Source organism: Terrabacter sp. C0L_2, assembly GCF_036352015.1.
Lineage (GTDB): Bacteria > Actinomycetota > Actinomycetes > Actinomycetales > Dermatophilaceae > Terrabacter > Terrabacter tumescens.
Genome location: NZ_CP143557.1, coordinates 2616249 through 2634961, shown reverse-complemented (window position 1 = coordinate 2634961; position 18713 = coordinate 2616249). Strand labels below are relative to the sequence as shown.

At 72.1% G+C, this 18713-nt stretch carries 14 protein-coding genes; 4 read left to right on the top strand and 10 right to left on the bottom strand.

Annotation, left to right across the window (positions count from 1 at the left end; genetic code table 11):
* Positions 1-14: 14 nt before the first annotated feature.
* A complete protein-coding gene (locus U5C87_RS12075) occupies positions 15-803 on the top strand; it encodes a glycerophosphodiester phosphodiesterase (RefSeq protein WP_330472830.1) in 789 nt (262 codons plus the stop codon).
* Between the two features lie 58 nt (positions 804-861).
* Here U5C87_RS12075 and U5C87_RS12070 read toward each other — a convergent pair whose 3' ends face one another.
* Both U5C87_RS12070 and U5C87_RS12065 read right to left on the bottom strand, forming a co-directional pair.
* A complete protein-coding gene (locus tag U5C87_RS12070) occupies positions 862-1500 on the bottom strand; it encodes a hypothetical protein (protein ID WP_330472829.1) in 639 nt (212 codons plus the stop codon).
* The gene (locus tag U5C87_RS12065) at positions 1497-1982 is read right to left on the bottom strand and encodes an acyl-CoA thioesterase (RefSeq protein WP_330472828.1); all 486 of its coding nucleotides are present in this window, start codon (positions 1980-1982) and stop codon (positions 1497-1499) included. The genes U5C87_RS12070 and U5C87_RS12065 overlap by 4 nt, the downstream gene beginning before the upstream one ends.
* A gap of 123 nt (positions 1983-2105) precedes the next feature.
* Between U5C87_RS12065 and U5C87_RS12060 the strand changes: the two genes are divergently transcribed.
* Complete coding sequence (locus U5C87_RS12060; RefSeq protein ID WP_330472827.1) at positions 2106-4259, top strand: RecQ family ATP-dependent DNA helicase; 2154 nt, start codon at positions 2106-2108, stop codon at positions 4257-4259.
* A 52-nt stretch (positions 4260-4311) separates the two neighbouring features.
* Positions 4312-5280: an acyl-CoA thioesterase gene (locus U5C87_RS12055; RefSeq protein ID WP_330472826.1), complete on the top strand. Its 969-nt coding sequence runs from the start codon at positions 4312-4314 to the stop codon at positions 5278-5280.
* A 220-nt stretch (positions 5281-5500) separates the two neighbouring features.
* Here the strand turns inward: U5C87_RS12055 and treZ are convergent, their stop codons facing one another.
* The 8 genes from treZ to U5C87_RS12015 all read right to left on the bottom strand — a co-directional run bounded on the left by treZ (position 5501) and on the right by U5C87_RS12015 (position 17245).
* The gene (gene treZ / locus U5C87_RS12050; RefSeq protein WP_330472825.1) at positions 5501-7342 is read right to left on the bottom strand and encodes a malto-oligosyltrehalose trehalohydrolase; all 1842 of its coding nucleotides are present in this window, start codon (positions 7340-7342) and stop codon (positions 5501-5503) included.
* Complete coding sequence (gene treY, locus U5C87_RS12045; protein WP_330472824.1) at positions 7339-9768, bottom strand: malto-oligosyltrehalose synthase; 2430 nt, start codon at positions 9766-9768, stop codon at positions 7339-7341. Before treY ends, treZ begins: the two co-directional genes overlap by 4 nt.
* Complete coding sequence (glgX, locus tag U5C87_RS12040) at positions 9765-11936, bottom strand: glycogen debranching protein GlgX (protein WP_330472823.1); 2172 nt, start codon at positions 11934-11936, stop codon at positions 9765-9767. Before glgX ends, treY begins: the two co-directional genes overlap by 4 nt.
* 184 nt (positions 11937-12120) lie before the next feature.
* Complete coding sequence (locus U5C87_RS12035; protein WP_330472822.1) at positions 12121-13113, bottom strand: siderophore-interacting protein; 993 nt, start codon at positions 13111-13113, stop codon at positions 12121-12123.
* Complete coding sequence (locus tag U5C87_RS12030; RefSeq protein WP_330472821.1) at positions 13110-13991, bottom strand: ABC transporter ATP-binding protein; 882 nt, start codon at positions 13989-13991, stop codon at positions 13110-13112. Before U5C87_RS12030 ends, U5C87_RS12035 begins: the two co-directional genes overlap by 4 nt.
* Position 13992: 1 nt before the next feature.
* Positions 13993-15078, bottom strand: coding sequence for a FecCD family ABC transporter permease (locus U5C87_RS12025; RefSeq protein ID WP_330472820.1), 1086 nt, complete (start codon positions 15076-15078; stop codon positions 13993-13995).
* A complete protein-coding gene (locus U5C87_RS12020) occupies positions 15075-16157 on the bottom strand; it encodes a FecCD family ABC transporter permease (RefSeq protein WP_330472819.1) in 1083 nt (360 codons plus the stop codon). The genes U5C87_RS12025 and U5C87_RS12020 overlap by 4 nt, the downstream gene beginning before the upstream one ends.
* On the bottom strand, positions 16157-17245 hold the full coding sequence (locus tag U5C87_RS12015; protein ID WP_330472818.1) for an iron-siderophore ABC transporter substrate-binding protein: 1089 nt from the start codon (positions 17243-17245) through the stop codon (positions 16157-16159). Before U5C87_RS12015 ends, U5C87_RS12020 begins: the two co-directional genes overlap by 1 nt.
* 273 nt (positions 17246-17518) lie before the next feature.
* Here U5C87_RS12015 and U5C87_RS12010 point away from each other — a divergent pair, with 273 nt between their 5' ends.
* Complete coding sequence (locus tag U5C87_RS12010; RefSeq protein ID WP_330472817.1) at positions 17519-18694, top strand: baeRF3 domain-containing protein; 1176 nt, start codon at positions 17519-17521, stop codon at positions 18692-18694.
* Positions 18695-18713 lie beyond the last annotated feature (19 nt).

Below are 18713 nucleotides of genomic sequence, written 5' to 3'. Positions count from 1 at the left end.
TCTAGCCTCGTGCCATGACGACGCGGGCCTATCTCTCTCGTACGCCCGTGGCACTGGCCCATCGGGGCGGGTCGCTCTACGCGCCGAACCTGGGGCTCGAGAACACCATGACGGCCTTCGGCAACGCCGTCGACCTCGGCTACACGCACCTCGAGACCGACGTGCACATCACCCGCGACGGTCGGCTCGTCGCCTTCCACGACACGCGCCTCGACCGCGTCAGCAACGCCCGAGGCCTGATTCGCGACCTCCCGTGGTCGGAGGTGTCGCACGCCGAGGTTGGTGACGGTGGCCACGTCCCCCTGCTCACCGACGTCCTCGACGCCTGGCCCGACATCAACCTCAACATCGACCTCAAGGCCCCCGGCACGGCGGAGCCCCTCTGGCGCCTCATCCAGGAGCGCGGCCTGCACGACCAGGTGTGCGTCGGCTCGTTCTCCCAGCGCAACATCTCCCAGTTCCGTCGCCTGGCGCGCGGCACCGTCGCCACGGCCGCCGCCGAGGTCGGCACGGCCCTCGCTCGCTTCGCCCCCGGGGTCCTCACCAGGATCTTCCGCACCCCGGCTGACGTCTTCCAGGTCCCGCCGTCGATCCCCATGCGGGGCAGGCCTGTTCGCATCGTCACCGCCCAGTTCGTCGAGACGGCGCACCGTTACGGCAAGCAGGTCCACGTGTGGACCATCGACGACGCCGACGAGATGCGGCGCCTGTTCGACCTCGGTGTCGACGGGCTCGTCAGCGACCGGATAGACGTGCTCAAGGAGGTCCTCGTCGAGCGCGGGACCTGGACGGGTCGCACCTGACGGACGGGCGCCCGAGGCGACGGACCATCAGCCCCGCCACACGGCATACGCCATCGGTTCAGCGGACGAGGACGTGACCTCGCGACGTGCTGAGACGGGTCCACCGACCGTGGGTAGCGATCGACGCACGCTCCCCGGCAGCCGTGAACCCGAGCACGTGAGCCCCGAAGGCGAGTCCGGCCGCGATCGGCGGGACGGTGTCACTCATGGCGCCCCACGTGCGCCTCCGGAGCGACTCGACTGCGTGACCGCCGGCATTCTCCGGAGTGCCTTCGGCGACCTGCGAGATCCCTTGTCGCGCAATGGAGTCGACGACCTCACCTTCGAGCTGTCCAACGGGTTCCCAGCCGTCTCGCGGGGGTGTCAGCCCGCTCCACGGGGCGCGGACGGTCGTCGGCGGGACGCTCAGCACCGACCCCGCCCCGTCGCGGGCGAGCCGGTCACTCACCGACGCGAACGACACCGTCGCGTCCACGGCGTCGGAGGGTGCGATCGTGACGACGCGCATCCCGAGCACGGTGCCCTCACCCAGGAGTCCGGTCCCCTCGATGACCGCGACCGTCGTGACGAGGAGGTTGCCGAGCACCTGGAGCCGGACGGCGCCGTCGGGGTTGGCGCGGCTCGCGCGCGCGAGGTAGGTGCCGAGATCGGCGAGACCGCGCGGGTCGCCGAAGTCGATCTGCGGGGCGGCGCTCACCGGCGACGCCTCCGGAAGGGAGCGGGCTCGCCGAGGTGTGCACGGACGGAGGCGCGCTCCTCGGCGCGCATCCGGCGGGGCGACTCGCTCGCGAAGTCGTAGAGCGCGAGCTCGGTCTCGGCGACCGCGTAGACCGGGCGCTCGCCCTCGCCCACCCCGTCGGGGTCGGTGACGATGTAGGCGACGTCGAAGCCCGCACCGCCGACCCGTGAGACCCACATCTGGATCTCGACGGGCGCGTGCCGGAAGCCGAGGGGACGGCGGTACTCGATCTCGTGACGCGACACGAGCACGCCCTCGTCGAGCAGGGTCTTGTCACCCGCTCCCCCGCCGTCGAACCAGTCGCGGAAGGCGATGACGCGGGCGTCCTCGAGCAGCCGGAGGAACTGCACGTTGTTGATGTGCGCGTACGCGTCCATGTCGGACCAGCGCAGCGACACCTGCGCGGCATAGGGGCTCGCCTGCGGTTCGGTCTGCGTCATGGGCCCATCCTTCCAGCCTCGCGAGGTCGCGCTCGTCCACATCCCCCTGCGTGGACAGCCCCGGCGTCCACAGCCTGCGTATGCCGTTCGGGCGTGTCCGTGGGGCCACGTAGGTTGGGTGCCATGACGTCACCCTCCACCTCGGCACCCACCGCTCCGTCCGTCGCCGACGTCGACCCCGGGCTGCGCGAGCGGGCCACGACGGCGTTGCGGCGACTCGTGGGCCGTGACGACGTCGACTTCCGCGACGGCCAGCTCGAGGCCATCAACGAGCTCGTCGCCGGGCGCCGTCGGGTGCTCGTCGTGCAGCGCACGGGGTGGGGCAAGTCGGCCGTCTACTTCGTCGCCACCGCCCTCCGCCGCGCCGAGGGCGCCGGCCCGACGGTCATCGTCAGCCCCCTGCTGGCCCTCATGCGCGACCAGATCGCCGCCGCCGAGCGAGCCGGCATCAAGGCCGTCACGCTCAACTCGACGAACGCCGACGAGTGGGGTGCGGTGTCAGGCGCCCTCGCTCGCGGTGAGGTCGACGTGCTGCTCGTCAGCCCCGAGCGCCTCAACAACCCCCGCTTCCGCGACGAGCAGCTCCCGGCGCTCGCCGAGTCGTGCGGCCTGCTCGTCGTCGACGAGGCGCACTGCATCAGCGACTGGGGGCACGACTTCCGGCCCGACTACCGCCGCATCCGCGACCTGCTCACGACGCTGCCCGAGCGCACCCCGGTCCTGGCGACGACGGCGACCGCCAACGCGCGAGTCGTCACCGACGTCGTCGAGCAGCTCGGCGCCGGCGGCCGTGACGTGCTGACGCTCCGTGGGCCGCTGGCCCGGGCGTCCCTGCGACTCGGGGTGCTCCCGCTCGCGGCGCCCGAGCAGCGGCTGGCCTGGCTCATCGCCCACCTCGACGAGCTCCCCGGCTCGGGCATCGTCTACGCCCTGACGGTCGCGGCGGCCGAGGACGTCGCCGTGGCGCTGCGCGACGCCGGGCACCAGGTGGCCGCCTACACCGGTCGCACCGAGCCGTCCGAGCGGATCAGGCTCGAAGAGGCACTGCGCGACAACGAGGTCAAGGCGCTCGTGGCGACCTCCGCGCTCGGCATGGGCTTCGACAAGCCCGACCTCGGCTTCGTGCTGCACCTCGGCGCGCCCTCGTCCCCCGTCGCCTACTACCAGCAGGTCGGTCGAGCCGGTCGCGCGACCGAGCGCGCCGACGTGCTCCTCATGCCCGGCCCCGAGGACAAGGACATCTGGCGCTACTTCGCCTCGGCCTCGATGCCGCGGCAGGACCAGGCCGACGCCGTCGTCCGTGCCCTCTCGGAGTCACCGAAGGCGCTGTCGACCGTGGCCCTCGAGACGATCGTCGACGTCCGCCGCACCCGCCTCGAGCTGCTCCTCAAGGTGCTCGACGTCGACGGGGCCGTCCATCGCGTGCCGGGTGGATGGACCGCGACGGGCGAGCCGTGGACCTACGACGCCGAGCGCTACGGCCGTGTCAGCGAGGCACGCGAGCGCGAGCAGCAGCTCATGGTCGACTACGAGCGCACCGACCGCTGCCGCATGGCGTTCCTGCAGGAGACGCTCGACGACGACTCCGCCGAGCCGTGCGGGCGCTGCGACCGGTGCGTCGAGCCCTGGTTCGACACGACGATCCCCGAGGCCGCGGTCAACACCGCCCGTTCGCGACTCCAGCGCCCCGGCGTCGTGCTCGAGTCCCGCGCCCAGTGGCCCCCGGGCATGGACCGTCTGGGCGTCCCGCTGAAGGGCAAGATCGCACCCTCGGTCGCCATGGACGAGGGCCGAGCACTGGCCCGCCTCAGCGATCTCGGGTGGGGCCAGCGGCTGCGCGAGCTGCTCCGCGGCGAGGACCGTGAGGTGCCCGCCGAGGTGCTGCGCGCCTGCGTCGAGGTCCTCGCCGGATGGGGCTGGCAGGAGCGTCCTGCCGCGATCGTCTCGGTCCCGTCTCGCCGGCGTCCCCTCCTCGTCGGGTCGCTCGCCGCGGGACTGGGCCAGCTCGGCCGACTGCCCTATCTCGGCGCGCTCGACCTCGTCGAGGGCGGTCCCGTGGGCGAGACCGGAGGCAACAGCGCCTTCCGGCTCGCCAACGTCTGGGGTCGCCTCGCCGTCGGGGCCGGGCTCGCCTCGTCCCTGAGTGGCATCCCGGGACCGGTGCTGCTCATCGACGACGTAAGCGACTCGCGCTGGACCCTCACGGTCTGCGCCGGCCTGCTCCGCGACGCTGGTGCGCCTGCGGTGCTGCCCATGACCCTGGCCATGGAGGCGTGACCCCGGTCGCCGGCCGCGACGGCCGATCAGACGGGACCACTAGGGTCGTGCTGTGACTGCAGACGCCCCCTCCGAGCCGCGCCCGCTCCCCCCGCTCGAGGACCTCCTCGAGGTGCTGACCCTCCGAGACGTCGGGACCGCCCAGATCGCCGTCACCGACGTCCAGGGACGCGACGCCGCAGAATCGATCGGGGCGTCGTCCGCCCGGGTCTTCGAGGGCCGGAGCCAGAAGATGCCCCATGGTCGGGTCTTCGGCGGGCAGGTCCTGGCTCAATGCGTCATGGCCGCCGGCATCACGGTGCGCGACGTCAACGACGGCGACGGCGCGCGCCCCATCCACTCGCTCCACGGCTACTTCATGCGACCCGGTGACGACACCCTGCCGATCCGCTTCGCCGTCGAGGAGATGCGCGACGGCAACTCCTTCTCCACCCGGCGCGTGCACGCCGTCCAGAAGGGGGCCCCGATCATGTCCATGACCTGCTCCTTCCAGGAGCGGGCCGGTGGTCTCGACCACCAGGACACGATGCCCGCCGTCCCCGGTCCGGACGGGCTGGCATCCCTGGCTGACGCCTTCCGCGGCGTCGACCACCCGGGTGCGCGCCACATCGCCGAGTCGCGCCCGATCGAGCTTCGTCCCGTCGAGAGCAACATGTTCCTCGACGCGGGTGCCGAGCAGGTGGCGACCAACCACGTGTGGATGCGCGCCGTCGAGCGGCTGCCGGACGACCCGCTGCTCCACGCCGCCGTGCTGGCCTACTCCAGCGACTACTCGCTGCTCGAACCGGTGCTGCGACGGCACGGCCTCGTCTGGACCGACCGGCGCCTGCGGGTGGCGAGCCTGGACCACTCGATGTGGTTCCACCGGGACGTCCGCGCCGACGAGTGGCTGCTCTACGCCCAGCAGTCGCCGTCGGCCGTGAGCGGACGCGGCCTGTCGATCGGTGAGATCTACGGCCAGGACGGCACCCTCGTCGCGACGACGGCACAGGAGGGCATGGTCCGCGTCAAGCAGTCCTGATGCGGACGCATCCGTAGGCCCGCGCGCCCACTCGAGTGGCCGCCCGGCCCCACGTGTCCCACCCCTGCCTGGGGCAGGAGTGCCCCAGCGGCCACTCGAGTAGGAGATGGGTGGACCCGCGCCGCTACTCGAGTGGCCACCCGGCCCCACGCGCACCACCCCTGCCTGGGGCAGGAGTGACGCAGCGGCCACTCGAGTGGGCGTTGGGGGTGGGGGTTGCTCAGATGGTGGTGGTGCGCAGGACCGCGACGTCGTGGCCGTCGAGGCGCACGCCGTTGCTGTCGACAATCGGTGCCCGGCCCCACGACGCGAGGATGTGCTGGACCTCGCCGTCGAAGGGGATCACCTGCGAGCGGCCCGCGAGGTTGGCGACGGCGTGGACCTCACCACGCGACAGGATGATCCACTTCGCGTCCTCGTCGAAGCGCACCGACGTGGCGCGCAGGTCACCGGACGCGACGTCGGGCTGCGTGCGGCGCACCTTGATCAGCTCTCGGTAGAAGTGAAGCATCTCGTTGTGCCCGGGCGCGGTCGGCTCGCTCCAGTCGAGCACGCTGTGGGCGCGCGTCGCGGGGTCCTGCGGGTCGGGCACGTCGGCCTCGTCCCACCCATGGGCCGCGAACTCCGCGCGTCGGCCGGAGCGGACGGCGTCCGCGAGCCAGTCCTCCTCGAAGGAGGTGAAGAACGCGAACGGGGTGCTCGCGCGCCACTCCTCCCCCATGAAGACCATCGCCGTGAACGGCGAGAGCAGGTAGAGCGCGGCGCCGACGGCCTGCAGCCCCGGTGAGATCTGGTCGCTGATGCGGTCACCGGTGGCGCGGTTGCCGACCTGGTCGTGGGTCTGGAGGTAGGCGAGGAACTCGTGCCCGGAGCGGGCCTCCTGGTCGACCCGGGAGCCCCAGACGGCGCCCCGGAACGTCGACATCCGACCGTCGTGCAAGAAGGCATCGGAGAGCGTCTTGGCGAGCACGGAGATGGGTCCACCCTCGGGCCACGCCTCGGTGCCGCCGGCGAAGTCGGCGTAGTAGCCCTGGGTCTCGCCAGTCAGCGCGACGTGGAGGGCGTGGTGGATGTCGTCGTCCCACTGCGCGGTCATCCCGCGGCCACCCTCGGCGGTCGGCGTCACCATGACGGCGTCGTTGAGGTCGCTCTCGGCGATGAGGTCGAGCGGACGCCCGAGCTGCGTTGCGAGAGAGGCGGTCTCGTCGGAGAGCTCGGCCAGGACGTGCCGTTCGGACTCGTCCCGCAGCTCGTGGACGGCGTCGAGGCGCAGCGCGTCGACGTGGAAGTCGCGGAACCACCGGAGCGCGTTGTCGATCACCCAGCGGCGGACCTCGGTGCTGCCGTCGGCGTCGAGGTTGACGGCCGGCCCCCAAGGCGTCGTGTGCGTGGGGGTGAAGTAGGGCCCGAACTCGGCGAGGTAGTTGCCCGTGGGTCCGAGGTGGTTGTAGACGACGTCGAGGCACACCCCGAGACCGCGCGCGTGGCACGCGTCGACGAAGCGCTGGAACGCGGCGGGGCCCCCGTAGGCCTGCTGGACGGCATACGGCGCCACGCCGTCGTACCCCCAGCCGTGCGTGCCACCGAAGGCCGCGACCGGCATGACCTCGACGACGTCGACCCCGAGGTCGACGAGGTGCCCGAGGTGGCCGATGGCGGCATCGAGGGTGCCCTCGGGGGTGAAGGTGCCGATGTGCAGCTCGTAGACGACGCCGCCGAGCACGCCGCGGCCGTCGCGGGTGCCCCGCCAGTCCCCGTCGCCCCAGGTGTGCGCGGCGGGGTCGAAGGTGCGGCTCGCACCGTGGACTCCGTGCGGCAGCCAGGCACTGCGCGGGTCGGGACGCGGGTCCCCGCCGTCGAGGCTGAAGGAGTAGTCGAGCGTGCCCGCGTCGGGCCTCGTCCACGACCACCAGCCGCCGTCCTCGGCGGTCATGGCGTGGCGCCGGGCGGCGGACGTCGGCTCGCGCCGACCCTCGACCGGCGTCACGAGGACGTCGACGCGCGACGCGAGCGGCGCCCAGACGCGGATGGTGCCGGTGTCGGGGGCGGTGGGGGCGTTCATGACTCGTCCCCTACCCGCACGAGCAGGGCGACCGGCAGGCCGTCCGGGCCGATCACGTCGGCGAGACGGGTCGCGCCGCCGCCGAAGGTGCGATCGGAGAGCACGTCGCACCACCGGCCGTCGGGCAGCTCGAGGTCGGCGTCACCGAAGCCGCCTGCGTCAGCGAGCCTCCCGGCGAGCCGGGTCACGACGGTCACGACGTCGACGCCCTCCCCCGTGCCGCGTCCGAAGGCCACGGCGTGCTCCGACGTCGTGCCGACCGGCACGTAGGTCGCAGCCTCGCCGGTGAAGCACGCCGAGCGCTCGCGGCGGGTGCGCAGCGCAGCACTCGTGACGAGGAGCTTCTCGTCGTGAAGGTCGGCCGGGGATGCGCCGTCGTCGAGCCGCGCCAGGCGGTCGCGTCGCTCCGCGTAGTCGACGGCGCGACGGTTGTCGGGGTCGACGAGCGACAGGTCGACGAGGTCGGTGCCCTGGTAGACGTCGGGCACGCCGGGCATCGTCAGCTGCACGAGCTTCTGGCCGAGCACGTTGGCCCGCGTCTCGAGCCTCGTCGCCTCGACCCAGGCCTCCACATGGGCGACGATCCCAGGCGTCGTGACGACGCCGGACACGAAGCGCTCGACCGCCGACTCGTAGGCCTCGTCCGGCTCGGTCCACCGCGTGTGGAGCTTAGACTCGCGAATCGCCTTGAGCGCGTAGGCCTGCAGGCGCTCCTCGGTGATCGGCCACGCACCGACGACGGTCTGCCAGAGGAAGTACTCGGTCAGCGCGTCGAGCTCGTCGGCGCGCAGCGGGGTGGCGAGCTCTCGAGCCGCGCGCACCCAGGTCGCCCACGCGTCGGGGCGCTCGGCGAGCACGAAGAGCCGCGCCCGCACGTCCTCGGCGCGCTTCGTGTCGTGCGTCGACAGCGTGGTCATGGACTGCGGCCACTCCCGCAGCAGGCTCCCGGCGAACCCGTGGAACTCAGCAACCGGCAGCCCCACCCGCGTCGGGTCCCCACCGACCTCGTTGAGCCCGACGAGCCGCACGTAGCGGTAGTACGCCGTGTCCTCGATCGCCTTGGCCATGGCCGGCCCGCACGTCTGCTGGAAACGCACGACGAACTCGTCACGCGCGGCCTCGTCCCGGACGGCGCCCACGCCCAGTGCCAGGTCGACGACGCCGCGAACCGTGGAGGCGTCGGGCGCAGCCTTCACGCTCTCACCCCCGTGCGCTGCGGCGGCCTCGAGCTCCTCGCGGTCCGCGGCCCTGGCGGGGGTTCCGGGCCGCACGTAGACGCGGTAACGGTCCATGCCGACGAGCATGGCCTCGAGCACCTCGCGGGCAGCGGCCTCCTCGAGGTCCGGGCGTGCCCGGGCGACGAGCCGCATCAGCCGGCTCACCTCGGTGGCGAGCATGACCTGCACGACCCACCGCTTGGACTCGATGACGATCTCGGCGAGATCCTGCCGCTCGCCGAGGAGCTCGGTCGACAGGTCGTCGAGCGGCGCGGCGCCGGCGGGGTCGACGAAGAGCCCGCCGATGCGCAGCAGCGCGTCGTAGCCCGTCGTGCCGGCCGTCCGCCACGTGTGCGGGAGCTGCTCGTCGCCCTCGAGGATCTTCTCGACGACGACCCAGGCGTCGCCGGTCGCGTCGCCGAGACGCTCGAGGTAGCCCTCGGGGTCGGCGAGCCCGTCGGGGTGGTCGATCCGCAGGCCGCCGATGGCGCCCGAGCGGATGCCGTCGACGAGCAGCGCGTGGGTCGCGTCGAACACCTCGGGCTCCTCGACGCGCACCGCGATGAGCGACGTGACGTCGAAGAAGCGCCGGTAGTTCAGCTCGGAGTCGCCGACCGTCCACGACGCGAGGCGGTAGTGCTGGGCGTCGAGGAGGTCACCCAGCGGCATACGCACGTCGGTGCCGGGGGCCAGCGGGAAGACGTGGTCGTAGTACTGCACGACCGGCTCGCCCTCGTGCTCCCCCACGGAGATCTCGCCCGCGGCGAGCACCTCGTCGAGCGGGGCACCGAGCACGGGCATGAGGATGTGGCCGTCCTGGGCGTCCCAGTCGACGTCGAACCACGTGGCGAATGCCGACTGCCGGCCCTCGCGGAGCACCGACCACAGCGGGCGGTTGAGCGAGAGCGGTGTCGGGGTCGTCATGTGGTTGGGCACGACGTCGACGACGATGCCCAGCCCTGCTGCGTGGGCGGCCTCGACGAGCCGGGCGAAACCGGCGTCGCCGCCGAGGCCCTCGGCCACCGCCGTGTGGTCGGTGACGTCGTAGCCGTGCTTCGAGCCGACCTTCGCCTGCAGGATCGGCGACAGGTAGAGGTGCGTGATCCCCAGTGCCGCAAGGTGGTCCACCTGCGCGACCGCGTCGTCGAGGGTGAAGTCCGGCTCGAGCTGGAGCCGGTGGGTCGAGACCGGTGCGCTGGAGTACCTCACGCGGTGGCCTCCTCCGTGACGCCCGGGATGATGGGCGAGACGATCTCGCGCGGACACCTGAGGACGACGATGCTGCGCGGCTGGACCTGGATCTGCCACGTCGGCTCGAGGGGGTTCTCCTCGACCTCGTGCAGCGCCGTGTCGATGACGGGGAGCCACTGCGCGCCGTACTCCTCGTCGGGCAGCGTGAAGGCGAGCGGCTGGTCGTGGGCGTTGAACATCACGAGGAACGAGTCGTCGAGGATCTGCTGCCCCCGCGGGTCCGGCTCGGGGATGGCCGAGCCGTTGAGGAAGATCATGAGCGACTTGGCCTGGCCGTTGCTCCAGTTCTCCTCGTCCATGTGCTGGGCCTCGGGCGTGAACCAGGCGATGTCACCGAGCTCGCTCTCGCCGCCGTGGTCGGCGTTGCCGGCGAAGAAGCGACGGCGGCGGAAGACCGGGTGCTCACGGCGCAGCTTGACGAGCGACTGCGTGAAGACGAGCAGCTTCTGGTCGTCCTCGTCGAGGACCCACTGGATCCACGAGATGTCGTTGTCCTGGCAGTAGCCGTTGTTGTTGCCGCCCTGGGTGCGCCCGAGCTCGTCGCCGTGCAGCATCATCGGCACCCCCTGCGAGAAGAGCAGAGTGGTGAGGAAGTTGCGCTGCTGCCGCAGCCGGAGGTCCCGGATCTCGGGGTCGCTCGTGGGTCCCTCGACGCCGCAGTTCCACGAGCGGTTGTGGCTCTCGCCGTCGTTGTTGCCCTCGCCGTTGGCCTCGTTGTGCTTCTCGTTGTAGGACACGAGGTCGCGCAGAGTGAAGCCGTCGTGGGCCGTGACGAAGTTGATCGAGGCGATCGGCTTGCGGCCCGAGTGCTCGTAGAGGTCGCTGGATCCGGTGAAGCGAGAAGCGAACTCGCCGAGCGCGCCGCCCTCGCCGCGCCAGAAGTCGCGCACCGTGTCGCGGAACTTGCCGTTCCACTCGGTCCACAGCGGCGGGAAGTTGCCGACCTGGTAGCCGCCCTCGCCGACGTCCCACGGCTCGGCGATGAGCTTGACCTGGCTCACGACGGGGTCCTGCTGGATGAGGTCGAAGAACGCCGACAGCTTGTCGACCTCGTGGAACTGGCGCGCCAGGGTCGCGGCGAGGTCGAAGCGGAAGCCGTCGACGTGCATCTCGGTGACCCAGTAGCGCAGCGAGTCCATGATGAGCTGCAGCACGTGGGGGCTGCGCATGAGCAGGCTGTTGCCGGTGCCGGTCGTGTCGTAGTAGTGCGACAGGTCGTCGCTGACGAGGCGGTAGTAGCTGTTGTTGTCGAGGCCACGGAACGCCAGCGTCGGGCCCATGTGGTTGCCCTCGGCAGTGTGGTTGTAGACGACGTCGAGGATGACCTCGATGTTCGCGGCGTGCAGCGCCTTGACCATGGCCTTGAACTCGAGCACCTGCTGCCCGCGCTGGCCGCCGGCGGCGTACTCGTTGTGGGGCGCGAGGAAGCCGATGGTGTTGTAGCCCCAGTAGTTCGACAGCCCGCGGTCCACGAGCGGCGCGTCCTGGACGAACTGGTGGACCGGCATCAGCTCGATGGCGGTGATGCCGAGGTCGCTGAGGTGCTTGATCATCGCCGGGTGCGAGATGCCGGCGTAGGTGCCGCGGATCTCCTCGGGGATCTCCGGGTGGAGCATCGTCAGACCCTTGACGTGGGCCTCGTAGATGATGCTCTCGTGGTACTCGTGGCGAGGCGGGCGGTCGTCGCCCCAGTCGAAGAACGGGTTGATGACGACGGAGTGCATCGTGTGGCGCACGTTGTCGTCGGTGTTGATCTTCGTCGTGGTCGCGGCCTCGGGGTCGCCGAAGGTGTACGAGTAGAGCGACTGGTCGTTCTCGGCCTGGCCCTCGATCGCCTTGGCATAGGGGTCCAGCAGGAACTTGCTCGGGTTGCAGCGGTGACCGTTCTCGGGGTCGTAGGGCCCGTGGACGCGGAACCCGTAACGCTGCCCGGGCTGCACGTAGGGCACGTAGCCGTGCCACACGAAACCGTCCGTCTCGGGCAGGTCGAGTCTCGTCTCGGTGAGGTCGTCGTCGAGCAGGCACAGCTCGACTCGCTCGGCCGCCTCGGAGAAGACCGCGAAGTTGACCCCGGAGCCGTCGTACGTCGCTCCGAGGGGGTAGGGCTTGCCCGGCCAGATCTCCATGGACCTACTTTCCGTCGTTCGGTCGCGGCGAGGAGCCGCGGCGCCACGGCGTGGCGACCTGCGGACGACGGTGGCCGCTCAGCGCATTCTCCCCTGTCAAGGCCCGGCGCGCGCAAGGCGGTCGTATGCCGGTCGGCGCGCCGCGTCGTGACGCGCCGTGCGGACGTGGCGGGGAGAGCGCTGGTCAGCTCGCGCGTCCCTGCTTCCAGTACCCCATGAAGGCGACCTGCGGACGAGGCATCCCACCCTCGCCGACGAGGAGCCGGCGACACGCCTTGACCGTGTCGGAGTCCCCTGCGACCCATGCGTAGGTGTCGTCGGGTCCGAGAGTGTCCGGGGAGTCGTGGTCCGGGGCCACGTCCTCGCCGGACGAGCTGTGGACGGGCGTCTCCCAGACGTCCTCGTCGAGCTCGGCCGCGCGGCCGAGGGACGGCCCGCCGAAGGCCTGCCGGCCGCGGGTGCGCCCGCCGTCGGTGTCGAGGCGAAGGCACCGGCGCAGCACCTCCAGCGTCTGCTCGCCCCGGACGCGGTCGCCGCGGGCCAGCCAGTGGCGCTCGATCCCGGTCGGGAAACGGACGTCGAGGAAGTCGGCGGCCTCCGGCACCTCGATGACGGCGACCCCCTCGGCGCCCTCCGGGAGCGACTCGACGACCGACGCGAGCGCCGGGAGGGCCGTCTCGTCGGCGACGAGGACGAGCCGCCGGGCGGCGCCGGGCGCGAACTCGATGCCCCCGAAGCGGCCCTCGTGGCCGCGTCGGGGTGCGAGCAGTCCGACCTCGTCGCCGACCGCGGCGGCCGCCGCCCAGGCTCCCGCCGGGCCTGCCGCCGCGCCGTGCGACCCCGGGCCGTGCAGCACGAAGTCGACGACGAGCAGGCGCCCCTCGCCCTCCCCCTCGACGGCACGGGCCGTGTAGGTGCGCAGATGCCCGCGGTCGCGCTCCGGGAGGGCGAGCCACGCGGCATACCACCCGTCGGCGTCGAGGAGCGCGGTCGGCGCGGGCCGGCCCTGCCCCGGGATGATCAGCTTGACACGCTGGTCGAGCGTGGGACCGTCCGGGCCGAGGTGCTCGAACCCGTTGCCGCCGAAGCGGATCCGGACGAAGGACGGGCTGAGGCGCTCGACGCTGCGCACGACGGCGGTGAGCAGGAGGACGGGGTTGACGGTGGTCGTGGTCACGAGGACGTTCCGCTCTGCGAGGGGGTGGAGGTGGGGACGACGAGTGGCGAGCCGGTGACGGGGTCGGCGATGACGCGGCTGCCGAGCCCGAAGACGCGGGCGACGAACGCCTCGTCGACGAGGTCTCCCGGCGCGCCGCGGCCGACGAGGCGGCCGTCGCGCAGCGCCACCACATGGTCGGCGTAGCGGGCGGCAAGGTTGAGGTCGTGCAGGACCATGACGACCGTCGTGCCACGGGCGCGGTTGAGCTCGCGCAGGAGGTCGAGGACGTCGATCTGGTGGGCGAGGTCGAGGTAGGTGGTCGGCTCGTCGAGGAGGACGACCCCGGTCTCCTGAGCGAGGGTGAGGGCGATCCACACGCGTTGGCGCTGGCCGCCGGAGAGCTCCTCGACGTGGCGCTCGGCGAGGTCGAGCGTGCCGGTGGCGCGCATCGCCCGGGTCACGGCCCCGTCGTCGGCGGATGACCAGCGCCGGCCGAGCGAGTGGTGCGGATGACGCCCGCGACCGACGAGGTCGACGACGGTGATGCCCTCGGGCAGCGGCGGAGCCTGCGGCAGCAGCGCGACCCGTCGTGCGAAGTCCTTGGGGCGCAGCGACCACACGTCGTCGTCGCGACCCTCTCCCACGAGGCGCACCGAGCCCGCGGTGGGGCGCAGCAGGCGCGCCAGGCCGCGCAGCGCCGTCGACTTGCCACAGCCGTTGGGACCGACGACGACGGTGACCTTGCCGGCAGGTACGTCGAGGTTGAGGTCCTCGACGACGCGGCGACCGTCGTAGGACAGGGTCAGGCCGCGTATGCGCAGGGCGGGCTCCGCGACCGCCCGGGGTGGGTCGGCCGGCCCGGGGACGGGGTGGTGGGTGGTCGGGGTGGTCGTCATGTCACGCCTTTCCGGAGCGGCCCGCGGTGACGATGACCGCGAGCACGAGCGGGGCCCCAAGGGCGCCGGTGACGACGCCGACCGGGAGGTTGACGTCGGGGACGAGGTAGTCGCCGGCGAAGTCCGACAGCACGACGACGACGGCGCCGACGAGTGCCGCCGCCCACAGCGAGACCCGCCCGCCGCAGAGCCGGCGGGCGATCGGGCCCGACAGGAAGGCGACGAAGGCGATCGGTCCCGTGGCGCTCGTCGCGACGGCCGCCATCGCGACGGCCACGACGAGGCCGAGCCGGGCCCGCGCGGGAGGCGCGCCGAGGGTGCTCGACAGGTCGTCGCCGAGCTCGGCGAGACGCATCCACCGGGCCGAGGCCGCGAGCAGTGGCCCGAGCACGGCGAGGCAGAGCGTGAGCAGCCCGATGACCGGCCACGTGGCGCGGGCCAGGCTGCCGGTGAGCCACACGAGTGCCGCCTGGGCGTCCTGGACCGAGGTGCGGATCAGGACGAGCTGGATGACGCTGGCGAGCAGGGCGGCGACGCCGATCCCCACGAGCACCATGCGTTGGCCGGCGAGCGCGGTGCCGCGCCCAACGGCATACATCAGCAGGCTCACGGCGAGCGCGCCCGTGAGGGCGGCAGCGGGCAGCCAGAGCCCTTGGGCGTCGAGGAAGGTCAGCGCCACGACGGCCGTGGCGGAGGCTCCGAGGCTGATGCCGATGATGTCGGGGCTCGCGAGCGGGTTGCGCAGCGTCGTCTGGAACATCGCGCCGGAGGCACCGAATGCCAGGCCCGCGAGCAGCCCGACGAGAGCGCGCGGCAGCTTGGCCTCCATGACGATGAACGAGGCACCCGGCGCTTCGGGGAGCGTCTGCCCCCGCAGGATCGGCACCAGGTCGGCGAGGGCCACGACGTAGTCGCCGAGGAGCACCCGCACGAGCACGGCGCCCAGCGCGGAGAGGACCAGCGCGGTGACGACGAGGCGCACCCGCACGGCAGGTCGTCGACGGGCGCCCCGGACCCGGGCGAGGTCGGCGGCCGGGTCCGGTGCCGTCACGTGCGGCGCGTGCCGTGTGAGCAGGTCGGTGGTCACAGGCTCGTCATCCGCCCGCGGCGCACCAGCACGACGAAGAGGGGGACGCCGACGAGGGCCGTCATGATGCCCGCCTGGACCTCGCTCGGCGGGGCGACGAGCCGACCCACGACGTCCGCGGCCAGCAGGAGGATCGGGCCGGCGACGAGGCACACCGGGACGATCCGCCGGTGGTCGGGGCCGACGACGAACCGGGCGACGTGGGGCACGACGAGACCGAGGAAGCCGATCGGGCCGGCGAGCGCCGTCGAGGCGCCGCAGAGCACGGCGACGCCGACGGCCACGGCCGCGCGGGCGAGGACGACGTTCTCGCCGAGGCCCCGGGCGAGGTCGTCGCCGAGCGCCAACGCGTCGAGCTGCCGGACGGCCAGCAGCACGACGACGAGCCCGACGACGAAGAACGGCAGGACCGTCACGACGAGGTCGAGCCCCCGTCCGCCGATGGTCCCCACCTGCCAGAAGCGGAAGGAGTCGAACGACTGCCGGCTCGAGACGAGCAGGCCGGACGACCAGCTCCCGAGGCCTGCCGTGACGGCGGCGCCGGCGAGGGTCAGCCGCAGCGGCGTCAGGCCTCCCCCGGCAAGACCCGCGATCGCGTGGACGAGCACGGCGGCGAGGCCGGCCCCGGCCATGGCCCACCAGACGTAGCCGGTGAGCGAGCCGACGCCGAAGACCGCGATGGCCACGACGACCGCGAGGGCGGCCCCGGCATTGACCCCGAGCAGTCCGGGGTCGGCCAGCGGGTTGCGCGTCAGCCCCTGCATGGCGGCGCCAGCGACCCCCAGGGCCGCGCCGACCAGGAGTCCGACGACCGTGCGCGCGACGCGGGCCTCGACGATGCCGCGGTCGACGGCGGCGTCGCCGTTGCCCGTGAGCACCTGCAGCACGTCTCCGAGCGGAATCGCCTTGGACCCCAGAGTGATCGAGGCGATGAGGACAGCAGCGAGCACCACGAGCACGAGTGCGACGAGGGCTGCGGAGGAGCGTCGTCCGCCGGCCCGACCGATGCCGGCGGCCGGGGCCGGGGAGCCCGACGCGGACGTCCCCCGCTCCCGGTCGGTGGTCGTCGTCACGGTCATCAGGACGCGTCGGCCTTGCCGGCCTCGTCGGCCCTGTCGGCCTTGTCGGCGGCGGCCGCCACGAGCGGCACGAACAGCTCGGTCATGTACGGGATGGAGAGCGGCGTCGGCGAGCTCATCGTCAGGCCCACCTTCTGGTCCTTGGTCGCCACGAGTGCACCCGCCTTGATCGCCGGCACCTGGCCGACGAGGGGGTCCTTCGTGATGACCCCGACCTCCGAGTCCTCGGTGATGTAGGTGAGGAAGACGTCGGCCTCGAGCGTCCTGGCCTGCTCGGCACTGACCGTCAGGTAGAACTCCTTGGAGCCCTTGGCCCTCTCCTCGACGAACGGCGCGTTCCTCATGCCGAGCTCGGTGAGCATCCGCGGCCGCAGGTCGCTCGGGGTGTAGAAGCCGATCTGCGAGAGGTCGGTCGGGGCGACGTAGCCGTAGATGAAGGTCTTGCCGGCGAGCTGCGGGTACTCCCGCTTGGCGGCGTCGAGAGCGGCGACCGTCTCCTTCTCGACCTCGGCGGCTCGAGCCGAGCGACCGAGGGCCTTGCCGATCGTCTCGAGCGAGTCCTGCCACGCGGTGCCGTAGGCGACCTTCGGGTAGGCGACGACGGGCGCCAGCTTGCTCAGCTTGTCGTACTCGTCCTTGGTGATGCCGGAGTTCGTCGCGAGGATGAGGTCCGGGGCCAGCCGGGCGATCTCCTCGACCGGGTTGCCGTCGGCGTCGTCGAAGCGCGTCGGCGCCGTGCCGCCGAAGGTGGCCAGCTGCGCGTCGAACCAGTCGGTCGAGAGCCTGCTGTTCCCGCCCCAGGTCACCTTGGGGGCACCGACCGGCGCGACACCGAGGGCGGCCACGTGGTCGGCGTCGGACCAGCCGAGCGTCACGACGCGCCGGGGCTCCTTCGTGATCGTGGCCGAGCCGAAGGCGTCCGTGAGGGTGACGGGGTATGCCCCCGGGTCGGCTCCCGTGCCTACCGCACCCGCCCCGGTCGCTCCGGCGGGAGTCGAGGAGTCACCCCCGGTCGGTCCGGTGGTGCAACCGGCGAGGACGAGGGCCGCGGCGACGGCGGCGAGGAGGGCGGTGCGAAGGCGCGACACGATGAGGTCTCTCTGTCGGGGACGGGTCCCATGCCACCCCTGTCGGACACCCCTGTCGGACGCTCTCCCGAGACAGCATTAGGTAAGCCTTACCTTAGTAAGTCTCACCTAACTTCTGTCAAACCCCGCCCGCCAGTCGGCCGAGCTCGACCACGCCCGCTCAGAGACCAGAGGAGTCCGGACGGGACCTAGGACCCTGCGCAGCCCCTGCACCGAGTGGTGACATGAGAGGTGAGCGAGCCGGGGGGCTGAGCCCTCGAGAGGAGATGTCCGATGAACCACCAGATGTCAGCCGCCGCACCGAGCACACCATGGGACGAGGTCGACCTCGTCTCGGTCGAGAGCCTGCTCCGGCTCAGTGAGGCCGACGGTCCCTGCGTCAGCATCTACCTGCCGAGGAGCGTGCAGGGTCCGGACGTCAGGCTCGGCCCGTCGCGACTGCGCACCCTCGTCCGGCAGGCCGCCGCAGACCTCTCCGAGGCCGGTGTCGACGACCGGGTCGCCACCGAGCTCCTCGCTCAGCTGAGGGCCCTGGAGAGCGACGAGGACTTCTGGCGGGTGCGCGCTCCGGGCCTGGCTCTCTTCGTCGCAACGGGGTTGGCGCTGCATGCACGGCTGCCTGTCGCCCCGAGCGAGCAGGTGGTGGTGGGAGAGGCCTTCCGCCTCCGTCCCCTCATCCCGCTCGTGACGCCCTCCGGCGGCTTCCTCGTGCTCGCGCTGGCGCAGAACCGGGTGCGACTGCTGCACGGGACCCGGGAGACGGTGGCGGAGCTGCCGCTCGCACCGATTCCCTCCTCGATGCGTGAGGCCATCCCACAGGAGGAGACGGAGCGACACGGCCAGTCCCACTCGGGCGGACACACGGGTGGACGCCTCGAGCAGCAGGTGCACGGTCAGGGCAACGAGGCCGACTACGACAAGGCCGCTCTCGAGCGCTTCTTCCGGGCCGTGGACGAGCCGCTCACCCAGCGGTTCGGCCGTCGGGGCGAGCCCCTCGTGCTGGCCTGCGTCGGCTACTACCTGCCGATCTACCGGCAGGTGAGTCGCTACCCGGCGCTCGTGGACCAGGCGATCGAGGGCAACCCCGAGCACCGCACGGCGGGTGAGCTGCACGCTGCAGCCTGGGAGCTCGTCGCCGCCGAGATCACCGAACGGGAGCAGGTCCTGCAGAACCGTTTCCGCGAGGCCGACGGGACGGGGCTGACCGCGAGCGACCCGGAGCAGCTGCTCGCCGCGTCCCGTGACGGTCGCGTCGACACCCTGTTCCTGACCACGGACGCCACGCAAGCCGCGGGCGCAGCCCCGAACGGGGCACCGACGTCCGCGCCCCCGGACGACGACGTGCTCATCGACAGTGCCGTCAGGGAGACCATCCGACACGGTGGCCGGTGCGTCCCGCTCACCGTCCTGCCGGTGCCGGGGAAGGCCGCTGCCCTGCTGCGCTACTGACGTCGCACGGCAGACGACC